Origin of the sequence: Acinetobacter colistiniresistens, assembly GCF_000413935.1 — a bacterium.
Taxonomy (GTDB): domain Bacteria; phylum Pseudomonadota; class Gammaproteobacteria; order Pseudomonadales; family Moraxellaceae; genus Acinetobacter; species Acinetobacter colistiniresistens.
The window spans coordinates 646,536-660,055 of sequence record NZ_KE340380.1 but is presented as its reverse complement, the minus strand read 5'-3'; the positions used below and the strand labels follow the sequence as shown (position 1 = coordinate 660,055).

General features: G+C 41.1%; 11 protein-coding genes. 8 read left to right on the top strand and 3 right to left on the bottom strand.

What is annotated here, in order from left to right; genetic code table 11:
- Window positions 1-60: 60 nt before the first annotated feature.
- The 3 genes from paaX (at window position 61) to F907_RS07055 (ending at window position 3,279) form a co-directional block, all read left to right on the top strand.
- A complete protein-coding gene (paaX, locus tag F907_RS07045; RefSeq protein WP_016652496.1) occupies window positions 61-1,020 on the top strand; it encodes a phenylacetic acid degradation operon negative regulatory protein PaaX in 960 nt (319 codons plus the stop codon).
- Window positions 1,007-1,609 (top strand): carnitine operon protein CaiE, encoded by a 603-nt coding sequence (locus F907_RS07050; protein ID WP_016652495.1) that lies wholly within the window; start codon window positions 1,007-1,009, stop codon window positions 1,607-1,609. Before paaX ends, F907_RS07050 begins: the two co-directional genes overlap by 14 nt.
- Window positions 1,610-1,824: 215 nt before the next feature.
- Window positions 1,825-3,279 (top strand): benzaldehyde dehydrogenase, encoded by a 1,455-nt coding sequence (locus tag F907_RS07055; RefSeq protein WP_016652494.1) that lies wholly within the window; start codon window positions 1,825-1,827, stop codon window positions 3,277-3,279.
- A 54-nt stretch (window positions 3,280-3,333) separates the two neighbouring features.
- Here the strand turns inward: F907_RS07055 and pobR are convergent, their stop codons facing one another.
- The gene (pobR, locus tag F907_RS07060) at window positions 3,334-4,149 is read right to left on the bottom strand and encodes an IclR family transcriptional regulator PobR (protein ID WP_016652493.1); all 816 of its coding nucleotides are present in this window, start codon (window positions 4,147-4,149) and stop codon (window positions 3,334-3,336) included.
- Between the two features lie 139 nt (window positions 4,150-4,288).
- Between pobR and pobA the strand changes: the two genes are divergently transcribed.
- The gene (gene pobA, locus F907_RS07065; protein WP_016652492.1) at window positions 4,289-5,500 is read left to right on the top strand and encodes a 4-hydroxybenzoate 3-monooxygenase; all 1,212 of its coding nucleotides are present in this window, start codon (window positions 4,289-4,291) and stop codon (window positions 5,498-5,500) included.
- Window positions 5,501-5,574: 74 nt separating this feature from the next.
- Here pobA and F907_RS07070 read toward each other — a convergent pair whose 3' ends face one another.
- Both F907_RS07070 and F907_RS07075 read right to left on the bottom strand, forming a co-directional pair.
- Window positions 5,575-6,951, bottom strand: coding sequence for an ABC1 kinase family protein (locus F907_RS07070; RefSeq protein WP_016652491.1), 1,377 nt, complete (start codon window positions 6,949-6,951; stop codon window positions 5,575-5,577).
- A gap of 194 nt (window positions 6,952-7,145) precedes the next feature.
- Window positions 7,146-7,451: a hypothetical protein gene (locus F907_RS07075; protein ID WP_005270683.1), complete on the bottom strand. Its 306-nt coding sequence runs from the start codon at window positions 7,449-7,451 to the stop codon at window positions 7,146-7,148.
- Between the two features lie 165 nt (window positions 7,452-7,616).
- On the opposite strand from F907_RS07075, the gene ybaK reads away from it, so the two are divergent.
- The 4 genes from ybaK (at window position 7,617) to F907_RS07095 (ending at window position 13,493) form a co-directional block, all read left to right on the top strand.
- Window positions 7,617-8,084 carry a Cys-tRNA(Pro) deacylase gene (gene ybaK, locus F907_RS07080; protein WP_016652490.1) on the top strand — a complete coding sequence of 156 codons (468 nt, stop codon included), beginning with the start codon at window positions 7,617-7,619 and terminating at the stop codon, window positions 8,082-8,084.
- 336 nt (window positions 8,085-8,420) lie between these two features.
- The gene (locus tag F907_RS07085; RefSeq protein WP_016652489.1) at window positions 8,421-10,205 is read left to right on the top strand and encodes an IucA/IucC family protein; all 1,785 of its coding nucleotides are present in this window, start codon (window positions 8,421-8,423) and stop codon (window positions 10,203-10,205) included.
- Window positions 10,198-11,679, top strand: a complete 1,482-nt coding sequence (locus tag F907_RS07090; RefSeq protein ID WP_016652488.1) for a lysine N(6)-hydroxylase/L-ornithine N(5)-oxygenase family protein — start codon at window positions 10,198-10,200, stop codon at window positions 11,677-11,679. The genes F907_RS07085 and F907_RS07090 overlap by 8 nt, the downstream gene beginning before the upstream one ends.
- The gene (locus tag F907_RS07095; RefSeq protein WP_016652487.1) at window positions 11,676-13,493 is read left to right on the top strand and encodes an IucA/IucC family protein; all 1,818 of its coding nucleotides are present in this window, start codon (window positions 11,676-11,678) and stop codon (window positions 13,491-13,493) included. The genes F907_RS07090 and F907_RS07095 overlap by 4 nt, the downstream gene beginning before the upstream one ends.
- Window positions 13,494-13,520: the final 27 nt, after the last annotated feature.

Sequence of the window (13,520 nt, the reverse complement as noted above, 5' to 3'; positions counted from 1 at the left end):
TTATGACCATTCAGGGTATAGTATCCTCTATATCCTGAATCTAAACGCCAAGATAAACGTATGAGTGCAAAGTTACAGCAAATTATTGATTCAATTATTCAGAATGAACCCTTAAGTGGTACGTCATTGATTTCGACCATTTTTGGTGATTCAGTGCTGCATCGAGGCGGAAATATCAGCCTTGCCAGTTTGATTCAATTACTGGAACTATTTGATTTTAATGATCGTGCTGTACGAACCTCAGTTTTTCGCTTGGTTAAAAGTGATTGGCTCGGTTCAGATAAAATTGGCAGAACCAGTTTCTATCGTATTACTGATGCCAGCCGTTCAAAATACTTACAGGCAGAACAGCGGATTTATAATGATCAAATGAAAGAATGGGATCATTCTTGGGATTTGATCCTGATGTCGAGTCTGGACACCGACAATAAGGCTTTTTTAAAGAAAGAACTGGAATGGTTGGGCTTCGCCAATATTTCCACCAATCTGATGGCGTATCCAGGTTCGAATCGTCTGCAACTACAAAAGTTGTTGGTTGACCTCAATATGAGTGAACAGGTGGTAGTGTTTAAGGCCGAGACCTTACAGTTGTTTAATAACTCAACTGACACCATTAGCCGTATGTTAGAAACTAATTGGCCGATTGATGAGCTGCGTCAACGCTATCTCCAATTTCTGGATACGTTTAGGGAAATTGGCGCGATCTTGATGCAGGAAGATGAAACGATTGAACCGATACAAGCTTTTCAGATTCGTACCTTACTGATTCATTATTATCGTCGGATTTTACTCAAAGATCCTGCATTACCATTAGAACTATTATCAGCAGACTGGCCTGCAATCAATGCTCGCACGTTATCCATGAATATTTATAAGAAAGTTTTTGAAGCGGCAGATGACTATTTCTTGTCTATCGCTGCAACATCAGAAGGACCAATGCCGAATGCGACTGCGCATTTTTGGCGTCGTTTTGGCGGCTTAACCCAGAGTAACGAGAGATTGAGTCATGCCTTGTTATAGCATTGATGGGGTAATTCCTGTGGTTTACCCCAGTGCATTTGTTCACCCTACTGCGGTTTTAATTGGTGATGTGATCATTGAGGCTGGGGTTTATATTGGGCCATTTGCCTCATTGCGTGCGGATTTTGGTCGTATCCATATCAAGCAGAATGCCAATGTACAGGACAACTGTATCATTCATGGTTTTCCACAAAGTGTAACGCTGATTGAAGAAATGGGGCATATTGGTCATGCTGCCACTTTGCATGGATGCCGTATTGGTAAAAATGTGTTGATTGGCATGAATAGTGTGATTCTGGATTATGCTGAAATTAGTGAAAATACCATTATTGGTGCAAACAGTTTGGTCAAGACCAAAGATGTGATTCCTGCCAATGTACTGGCAATCGGAAGCCCTGCAAAAGTTGTGCGAGATTTAACAGAACAAGAACGCGCATGGAAAATCAAAGGAACGCAAGAATATATTCATTTGGTGCAGCGTTGCTTAAACAGCATGACAGAAGTGCTGCCTTTAGTGGAAAATTCACCTGAACGTAAGACCTATCAAGATTTTCAGTCCGATCATCAGATTAAACCAACAACAGCATAAATTGAACCTTTAAGCTGATCAATTTGTTTTAAACCTCAGTGATAACAAGACATCAAAAAGCAACAGTTTGTTTTTAAATATTAGTTGATGATGGAGTGTAAATTTTTCTACTTTTTAAGTCAGAAAAATACAGGAAAGCATTTTTCACTACATTTTTGGATATAAATCGGACTAAAAGTGAATACTTTATTTAAGGAAATACAACGAGGTTAATGATGTCTATTTTAACAAAAGAAATTTGGGATCAAAAATTATTTCGTGGTACATGGCAATCCGCCAAAAACGGTTATCAAGTGGTTGAAGTTGCGACAGGTGAGTCCTTAGGGCAGATTGGTTATGCAGATGCATCCGATGTGGTCGAGGCGGCTCAGCAAGCCAAGATTGCACAAAAGCAATGGTGGGCGCTCAGTTATCAAGAACGTCAGGCGGTATTTGAGCGTGCTGTGCAGATTTTAACTGAACATCAGGCTGAAATTATTGAATGGTTGGTGAAAGAAAGTGGTTCGCTACAGTTGAAAGCTGGTTTTGAAGTGAACATTGCTATTCAAGTACTCAAACATTGTATCGCTTTACCCGCAACCGATCAGGGCACATTACTGCCAACAGCTGCAGGTAAATTGAGTTTGGCCAAGCGAGTTCCTTTGGGTGTGGTCGGTGTGATTTCACCGTTTAATTTTCCGTTGTATCTTGCGCTACGTGCGGTTGCGCCAGCCTTAGCGCTTGGAAATGCGGTAGTCTTGAAACCTGATGAACGCACTGCAGTCTGTAACGGTTATGCAATTGCCCGTATTTTTGAATTGGCTGGTTTACCACAAGGACTGCTACATGTATTGCCAGGTGGTGCTGAAGTCGGTGAAGCACTGACCTTGGATAAAAATATTGCCAGTATTCAATTTACCGGTTCAACGCATGTAGGGCGTATTGTGGGTGCAAATGCGGCTAAAACACTGAAAAAAGTATCGCTTGAGTTAGGCGGCAAAAACTCACTGATTATTCTGGATGACGCCGATATTGAGCTTGCAGCAGAAAATATCGCGTGGGGGGCTTTTTTGCATTCAGGTCAAATTTGTATGACTTCTGGAAAAATCCTGATTCAGGAAAAGATCTATCCGCAAGTCAAACAACGTGTGATTGAAAAGGTCAAAAATTTTGTAGTGGGCAATCCATTAAATGCAGATGTCACGATTGGCCCTTTGATTAATGCCAAGCAATCACAACGGGTTGAGCAGTTGGTCAATGAAGCAATAGCGCATGGGGCAAAACTGGAAGTTGGTGGACAGGCCAATGGTGTGTTTTTTGAGCCAACGGTTTTAGCTGAGGTAAAACAGGACAATCCAATTTTTTCTGAGGAAATTTTCGGTCCTATTGCTGTTCTGATTCCTTTTAGCACGGATGAACAGGCTATTGAACTTGCAAATGATGGAGATTATGGGCTTTCAGCTGGGATTATTACCGCAAATGTTGGCCGTGGCATGCAGCTTGGTCAACAACTGAATGTCGGGTTATTGCATATCAATGATCAAACCGTGAATGATGAAACAGTGAATCCCTTTGGTGGCTTTGGAGCCTCAGGCAATGGCACACGGATTGGTGGACCTGCGAATGCGGATGAGTTTACCCAATGGCAATGGATGACGATTCAGGCACAAGCACCCCATTATCCGTTCTAAGCAATTGAGAAAATTTCTTCTGATTTGTCTCTAAAGTATTAGGGACAAATCCCTTTAAATCACATTGCGTAGTTCATTGGCGGTATTACGCAGTAACGGCAAAATTTGCTGGACTAAATAATCCTCTTGTACACGATTGGTCTGTGACATGCAGTTTAGAGCGGCAATCGCTTTTCCTTGTGCATCGATCACGGGCACAGCAATCGCAATCACACCAAGTTCGTGTTCTTCTCTGGATAGGCAGTAATCTGCTTGTGATATTGCTTTCAGTATTTCAAAAAACTTGATTTCGTCGGTTATTGTAAAAGGGGTTAAACGTCTTAAAGCAAACGTTTTTACCCAATCCCGTTGAGCTTGTTCAGATAACGCTGCTAATAATACTTTGCCTGTTGAGGTTGCATGTGCAGGTAAGCGATTGCCCAAATGCATACCATAAGGGCTGACACGGAGATTATCCTGTTGAGGCAGATAGCTGCGGGCAATTGGGACGACCTCGCTATCATCTAGAACCACCAGTGAAAAGGTTAATGTGGTTTGTGCAGATAAAAGATTCAGGAAGGATTGGGCAATTTTAGGTAGATGGGCTGAGCTTAAGTAGGAACTTGAGAACCGTAATACACGGTGGGTGAGCCAGAAATAATGTTCATCTGTATCTAAATAGCCTAAGTATTTCAAAGTTTTAAGATAACGCCGTGCTGCTGTGCGACTGATCCCTGTCCGTTCAGCCACTTGAGTGACATTCAAACGTTGTCGATCAAAGCCAAAAGCTTCCAGTAAGGTCAGGCCTTTGGCTAAACCTGCAATATAGTCTTCCTGACGTATACATTCATGTGAATTGGGGTGCTCTAAAAAAGCATCAACCTTCACCATACTTCCATTCCTGTTTTTATGATGTTTTGTCCGCTATTCGGACAAATGAAATGATAAACGGTTCTTTTCGACTTGGATAGATCGTGTACAAAACTTAAAAGCAGTAAGTTAAAAGACAGGAGATCACAAGGAAGATGTCATGGAAATTTTAACAACACAGGTCGCAATTATTGGTGCTGGTCCAGCCGGATTGTTACTCGGACAGCTCCTATACCAAGCTGGTATTGAGCATATTATCGTGGAGCAGCGCAGTGCGGATTATGTCGCTTCACGGATACGAGCAGGTATCTTGGAACAAGTCTCCGTCGATTTACTCCAACAGGCCGGTGTTGATCAGCATTTAAAAGAGAAAGGATTGCCGCATTCAGGCATTGAGATATTGACCAATGGTCAAAAGCATCGAGTAGATTTATCTGCACTGACGGGCGGAAAGCAGGTCACAGTGTATGGTCAAACCGAAGTGACCAAAGATTTGATGGCTGCCCGAGACGCTGCACAACTTAGATCCTTTTATGAAGCTCAAAATGTACAGGTTAGCGATTTTTATCAAAAACCTAAGGTACAATTTGAATATCAAGGTCAAACCATCCAGATCGAATCTGACTTTATTGCAGGTTGTGATGGCTATCATGGAATATGTCGAGCCAGTGTGCCTCAGGATAAAATCAAGACTTATGAGAAAGTGTATCCATTTGGCTGGTTAGGTGTATTAGCCGATGTGCCACCTGTTGCTGATGAATTGATTTACGTCCAGTCAGAACGTGGTTTTGCCTTATGTAGTATGCGTTCAGAAACACGGAGTCGTTATTACTTGCAAGTGCCGCTCCATGATCGTGCTGAGGACTGGTCAGATGAAAAATTTTGGGGAGAGTTGAAAAGTCGTCTTGACCCTGAAAGCCGAGAGAAGTTGGTGACAGGGCCGTCAATCGAAAAAAGTATTGCACCACTACGCAGTTTTGTGACAGAGCCCATGCGATTCGGCAAGCTGTTTTTAGCGGGCGATGCAGCGCATATTGTCCCACCAACAGGGGCAAAAGGACTGAATCTTGCAGCTTCGGATATTGCTTATCTTTCCAATGCATTGATTCAATATTATGTGGAAGGCTCAGATCAAGGTATTCAGGAATATTCAGAAAAATGTCTGCAACGGGTTTGGAAAGCGGAACGTTTTTCTTGGTGGATGACACACTTGTTGCATCGTTTTGAAACAGAAACTGAGTTTGATCATAAAATTAAACAAGCTGAACTGAGTTATATTCTTGGCTCTACTGCGGGTAAGACGACTTTGGCAGAAAATTATGTGGGTTTACCTTATGAAATTAACAACATGGTTGAAGAAGTACATGTTTAAATTGGCTTGCTAAGGTAAACAAAAAAGGCCTGTCCAATGGCTTGGACAGGCCTTTTAAATATTGAGTTGGTAATTTATTCAGCAAACTGTGGAATCATTTTACGGACATTGGTTTTAGCATCAATCACGGTCATAAAGGTATAAGCACCAATGAATTTACGGCTGATAAACATAAACTCTTTCGGTGGAACCGAGAAATAGCGTGAAGCCATTGATTGACCAGCCTGTTGCATCACACGATTATGCAGTTGGCTCTTTTTCCAGTCATAGCGATCTTGATCATCCATAATGCCTGCGGGCATATCTGGATTGTTGCTCGGGCAACTAAATGCTTCTGTTGCAATCAAGAATACATCTGCCATGCCAGGTTTAACACTGTCTGGCATGCCATCAAAGAATTCATAACCACTCATGGCTTTGACCATTGCATTTTTATCATGGTCATAACCTGCATGAATCAGATTACGGGCAACAGTCAGTAAATTGTTATCAAATTGGCGAATGGCGCCAAAATCGAGTAATACGATTTTATCATTAACATCACTACCATTACCTAAACGAACTAAGTAATTACCAAAGTTTGGATCGGTTTGCATTTCACCCCATTCAAATAGCTCACGCACCGCGATTTCTAAAGAGGCTTCACCTAACTGGTTACGACGTTCTTGAGGTAAGGAAAGCATAACGGGGCTATTGACTGGGACACCACGCTCAAAAGTCATGCACAGTACTTTTTCAGCACAGAACTCATCTACAATTTGAGGGACGACATAACGAGAATCATCTTTCAAGCGTTCAGCAAAGCGACGAGTTGTTGCCGCTTCAATGCCATAATCGACTTCGCGATGCATCATCTCACGGACTTCATCGAACCACTGATCAAACTCACGGGTTTGCGGCACCATCCGTGTCAGTTTCAGCATGTTCTTGAACAGATTCATGTCAGAATCAATCGCTTCAGCGACACCTGGATACTGAATTTTAAGTACCAACTCTAAACCATCTGACTTACGGGTAGCTCGATGGACTTGAGCAAGTGATGCTGTTCCAATCGGCTCATGATCAATCGTAAGCTCATCAAGTTTTGAGCCCAGTTGATCTTGTAAGTGTGCTTTGATCGCAGGCCAAGCTAAGGCAACGGTCTGGTTGTTGAGGGTATTTAAAGCTTGCGTGATTTCTTCAGGTAAGAAATGTTCACCATACAACGCCATCATTTGTCCGATCTTAACGATTGAACCTTTGAGTTTGCCAATTTCAGAAACTAAATAATGTGCTTGCTCAGCCATGGCTTTTTTACGTTTCTTCTCTTTTTCTTCCTCACTTGAAAAGAGGGAAGTTGCACTTGCAGTTGCCCAACGTGTTCCAGCAAGTAAAGAAGCTTTTGCAATAGATAAGCGACGATCCACCGATGAGGTTTTTAGATTCTTAAGCTTATCGTTCTGATCTGACATGAAAGAAAAATCCTATGCTGAAATCGGAGGGTTGAAAGCCGAGACTTGAATTGTAGCGAATATTACAGCTTTTGAACGTATTAAAATAGTTCAATCTCTTGAATTATCAGTCTAAATTTGTGCAATAGGGCATCTATTTTTGAATAGCCTAAGTAAATATTTCATATTTACTTTGTCTTTACTATACATTTGTCCTAAATTTTAAACTGAATCTTCAGGGAAGACTTTTGCATTAAAGCTGCTCGGTGGTTATGAATATGTTTCACTAACATCTGTTTAACTTGACTATGATGAAACCCAACCGCATAAGCCTTAACGATAATAATACTGGGCAGCGTAAAGAAAAAGTACTTGGTATCGTCTAAGGTTGCATCTTTGAAAATGCCTTCTTCAACGAGCATTTTTCTGAGAAATTGTTTTTCCGCCTGTACTGTGCTGGATGATTCATCATCCCAATAATTTTGGCGCATTGCCATCAAATTATTATGTTTATAACTCATAGAACCATTGAGCCTGTTTATTTCACCGTTAGCCAATATATGAGGTTGCTAGCACATTTATCAAGCAGAGATTGATATCAAAAATAGCCTAAGCAAATTTAATCCGCTATTTAAAAATGCTACACTTATATAACTGCAAACCTTAAACAAAAAAACTGAATCGTTATGACACCTGCTTGTAAGCTATTGGAAAAAAATAAAATACCATTTTCTATTCATGAATATGAACATGATGCTAATGCAAAAAGCTTCGGGTTAGAGGCTGCAGAAAAGCTTAACTTAAAGGTAGAAGAAGTTTTCAAAACATTGATGGTGACTGACGAAAAAAATTATTTTATTGCGATTTTGCCTGTGAACCATCAACTCAATCTAAAAAAAGTGGCGACGGCAGTCGGATGTAAAAAACTACAAATGGCAAACCCTAAAGATGCAGAGCGTTTAACAGGCTATCTGGTTGGCGGAATTAGCCCGCTTGGGCAAAAGAAACGCTTGAAAACCGTTATTGATGCAACAGCCAAATCGTTCGATAAAATCTATGTCAGCGGTGGTAAAAGGGGGCTAGACATTGGTCTGGATCCGCAAGCTTTAGCAACATTGCTTGGTGCAGTTTTTTTTGATCTTTTAGACGAATAAAATAAATGTTTTAGACAATGTATTTTTTAAGTTATTGTTATTTATATATAAATTTAGATCTATAAAAACTATTGCCAATACAAAAATTATCATTTTATTTAATGAGAATTATTATTATCTTTTTGTCTGTTTTTTGCTCAAAAATTATCTATAAAAAATTATAATTCAACCACTTAAATAGTGGTCTCTCAAGTTCGTTAAGTGAATTGAAATTATAAATGATAATAATTATCATTAGCTCAATCTTAATCATAAACTCCCTTGTGATTAAGACATGTTTCAGGCCTAAAACATTTCGAAAAACAAATTAACTCTCTTGAAAGAGGAAACCGTCAGATGCAATCACTTGCCAATCGGTTGGCGATGCAACATTTCGTCAACGCATATACGCAAGAAACTGGCAAAGGTCACTTGCTAGATAACAGTCAGCAAAGTCCACAACAACGAGCGTTTAGCCAAGGTTTGACGCTGTTATCCATTCCTATTCACTCTATTCAAGCACACTGTAATTTTCCTTTATCTTATGTCAGTCGAGTCGGGCGACACCGTGTAGCAGATCTTCCTCAAATTACGATGCATGGACAAGTTAAGACATTCAGTTCAGTTGCAATCGTCGGGTTATTGCTTGAAGAACTGGTTTTTGAATCTTCTGTACCATTGGATGCCGCTTCTTTGTTGGAGAAGTGGATTCAAAGCCGTGATGCACTAGAACAGTTTTTGCAGCAACGCGAAGCTGATTTCGATGACCTTGTCAAAGCGGGTCAAAGCTTTATTGAAACAGAACAAGCACTGATTCTAGGGCATAGCATGCACCCAGCACCGAAAAGTAGAACCGGTTTTGTGCATGAAGATTGGTTAAAGTTTTCACCTGAGCATAAAGGCAAGACTCAACTGCATTATTGGCTGGTGCACCAAGATTATATTTCCGAAGGCAGCGCCACTGATGACAGCATTTCAGCGCAATTAAAAACGGCGTTGCAGTGGTATCTGTCTGAAAATGATCTTAACCTGCTAAAAACCCATACCGAATATAAGCTGCTTCCACTACATCCATGGCAAGCTCGTTATTTACAAAGTAAACCGTGGTTTGAGCGACTGAAACAAACAGGACAACTCATTGATTTAGGTTTACGTGGCTGGCAATTCTCTCCAACCACTTCAATCCGAACGCTGGCGAGTTTTAATGCACCGTGGATGGTGAAGCCGTCACTTTCAGTGATGATTACTAATTCTATTCGCGTCAATTTAGCCAAAGAATGCCATCGTGGTGAACTGACTCATCGTCTTTGGCATAGCGAGTTTGGTCAAAATATCTTAAAGCAGTGTCCAAGTTTAAAAGCAGTGAATGACCCTGCATGGATTGCATTAAAAATTGATGATGAAGTGGTAAATGAAAGTATTTGTATTTTCCGTGATCAGCCATTTCATCCGCAACAGCAAGTCACGTGTATCGCATCCTTATGTCAGGATCATCCAGATAAACCTTTAAACCGTTTTAATGCTTTATTCGCAAAAATTGCCAAAACACATCCTGAAACCGATTTTTCAGAAATCGCTTTAGATTGGTTTAATCGTTTCCTTGAAGTGAGTTTGCAACCGCTGATGTATGTATATCATCGCTATGGCATGGCATTTGAATCACACCAGCAGAATGTATTGTTAGAGTTGGAAGATCACTTTCCTAAAACCTTATGGCTACGTGATAACCAAGGTTTTTACTATATCGAAGAATTTGCAACTGAAATTTTGCAAGCATTGCCTGAACTGAAAGAAAAAGCCTTTGCAGTGGGCCCGAAAGATTTTGTCGATGAACGTTTTAGCTACTATTTCTTTGGCAATACCTTGTTTGGGATTATCAATGCGATTGGCGCTACAGGCTATATCACTGAAGATGAATTACTGGAACATCTCACAGCTTTCTTACAAGAGCAATTACAGCAATATCCTGACAGTACCTTGTTACAGGGATTACTGTTCAATTCGACTTTACCGTATAAAGGCAATTTACTGACACGCTTGCATGAGTTAGATGAGCTCATCGCACCTGTCGAAAACCAATCGGTCTATGTACAACTGCCAAATCCGCTGCGTATTTCACAGAAGGATGTCAGTTATGCTTGATTTTATTGGAATTGGCCTAGGGCCATTTAATTTAAGTCTGGCTAGTCTGCTACAAAATAAAAGCTCTTTGAATTATGTATTTTTCGAGCAGAAACCGCAGTTTGACTGGCACGCAGGAATGCAATTACCGAATACTGTATTGCAGGTTCCGTTTATGGCTGATTTGGTATCGATGGTTGATCCAACCAGCCCATTCAGCTTTTTGAATTATCTGCGTCATCAGCAGCGTTTATATAAATTTTACTTTTTAGAACAACCCCATATTCCACGCCGTGAATATAACCACTATTGCCAATGGGCGGCAGAGCAACTGGATTGTATCGAATATCAATCTCGCGTTCTGGAGATCGAACCTCAAACCATTGGTTTTAAGGTGGTTGTAGAATCAGAAGGCGTTCAGCACAGTTATTTATGCCGTCATTTGGTGATTGGCAGTGGAAATGTTCCTTATCTACCTGAATGCTTGGCAAAAGTTCAGCAACAACGGCCGCAACAATGTCTCCATTCCGCTCAATATATGACGCACGCTGATGCGGATTTGCATGGGGATGTGGTCGTATTAGGCTCTGGACAATCTGCTGCAGAAGTCTTTATTGATTTGTTTGATCAACAACAAGATGAAGCGAATCATCAGTTTGATCTGCACTGGTTGACCCGTTCGCAAGGTTTCTTCCCGATGGAGTATGCGCCATTAGGGTTGGAGTACTTTAGCCCAGACTATGCGCAGCATTTTTATGATTTGCCAGCGCAACAAAAACAACAGCAGTTACAGCAACAAGCACTGTTATATAAAGGGATTAGTGCAAAAACTATCCGTGAAATCTATCAAAAACTGTATCACCGCAGTATTGCAGGAAAAAGCTTACAGACACATTTACATAGCCAATGTGATCTGAAAGATGCAGAAGTGTTGGATACACAAAAAATCCGACTGCATTTCCAACACCGCGCGATGGCACAGACCTTCCATCTTGATTGTGATTTCCTCGTTGCGGCAACGGGTTACTTTAGCCCTGATTTTGGATTTATGCAGTTGCTGAAACCTTATATCGAATTTGACCATAAACAGCGTTGGCAAATTACCGCAGATTACCGAATCGTACATCGTCTGAATGGCCATATCTTTGTCCAGAATCAAGAAATGCATAGTCATGGTGTTGGCACGCCAGACTTAGGTCTTGGTGCTTATCGTGCATCCACAATTATTAACCAATTGGCTGAAAGCCAAGTTTATGATCTTGGTCAGCAGGCACAGACCTTCCAGCATTTTGAAATTAGTCAAAATCCTAAAATCCAAATGGCTGATGACAACGCAGCTCCAGAAGTAGATTTTCCTGACAAAAAGGTCGATCAAAACCATCCCATTTTAAAGAAAACAGAACAGAGCACAATTACAGCACATTCAAACAGTCACTGTGCAAATACACGGGGACAGTGTGCTTCTGTACATTCAACTTATGAGAAATTGATATGAACTTTGCAACTTTAAAAATTAATCAGCAGCAATGGCGTGCTGCTGGGCAGCGTCTCATTGAAATGGCGATTGCAGAGTTTTTATATGAAGAAATTATTGAAGTGAAAGCCTTATCAGCAGGACATTATCAGTTAGATCTAGGTAATCGTCAGTATGAGTTTCAAGGCCATCAATATTTGTTAGGGCATTGGAATATTCAGGAAGGCTCGGTACGTGATGTAACGACTGGTCAGCAGAGTGATCATCCCGCTTGGAATTTACATGAGTTTATTGTCGCAATGGCCGACAGTTCCAATGTAAAGCCTTTCACCAAAGCCTATTTGATTAAGGAAATGAATAATACTTGGTTGGCAGAAGCACATCTATTTAATGAAGCACGCCTACCAAGCACCGCGGTGCTAACTGAAGAGCATTATAAAGTTGAAGGCATGTTACGAGGCCATCCTTGGCTGATTATGAGTAAGGGACGCATGGGCTTTGGTTATGATGATTATCTGACATCGGCACCTGAACTTTCACCGGAAGTGAAAGTACTCTGGTTGGCGGTGCATCGTGATTTAGCAGAGTATCGCAGCACTGAACAATGGGATGCCTGTGGTTTATATCAGCATGAGTTTGATGCCAATGAGCTGCAACAGTTCATCCAAATTTTGAAAGAAAAGAATTTAGATCCGCAAAATTACTTTTTGATTCCTGTACATGCTTGGCAATGGCATCAATGGCTGGTCCCAACCTACGCCAATGAGATCGTTGATCAGAAAATCATTGAGCTGAATATTAGCCAAGATAGCTATGTGCCAATGCAGTCGATTCGTACATTATGCAATACATCAAACTTACAACGTCATTACATTAAGCTGCCAGTGAGTATTTTCAATACCGCTGTTTATCGTGGATTACCTTCCAAGCGGAATCTTGCAGCCCCAGCTGTGACAGGATGGTTAAAACAGATCCATCATCAAGATCAAGACCTACAGAAGACTGGTGTGATTTTCTTGGGTGAAGTGGCGACCTTAACCATTCACCAGCCATGTTTTGACCGAATTGACGGCGCACCTTATCAATTTAAAGAGTTATTTGGCTGTTTATGGCGTGAAAGTGTCGATCGCTATGTTGATCCATCTCAGCAAGTCCTCTCTCAAGCAGCTTTATTACACCGAGATATTTCAGGTCAATCGATCCTGAGCGTACTGATTCAAGCATCAGGTCTAAGTCCTTTGACATGGTTGGCGCAATTTGCCCAAGTTTGCTTAAGTCCCTTATTACTTTGTCTATATCGCTATGGATTGGCATTTTCACCACATGGCGAAAATACCATGTTGGTGCATGAAAATGGCGTGCCGAAAGCATTGGTCTTAAAAGACTTTATTGATGACATTAATTTAGTGGATGAAGATTTTCCTGAACTGGCTCAATTGCCAACCGAAGGTGATCTGTTATTACGCCATGAGGCTACCGATTTAAGCCATTTCATTTTCACGGGTCTGTTCATGGTGCATTACCGCTATATCTGTAATGTGTTCTTGCAAGATTACCCTGAATACACCGAACTTGATTTCTGGCAGACCATTTCCAACACCATTGTTGCGTTTAACCAACAACATCCAGAGCTGGCTGAACGTGCTGAAAAATTTGCCATGTTACGGCCAACGTACACCAAAATTTGTTTGAACCGTGTCCGCCTGTTTACCACCAGTTATAACGATGAAGCAGAGCGTCCAGTGCCTGTATTCCTTGATCCAATCCCGAACCCAGTCAGCCCTGAAACATTGGCAGACTGGTCAACTCAGCAAGCTGAGTCGAAAGCGGGTTAAGTCTTCTTCTAAATTTTATGAAGGTTC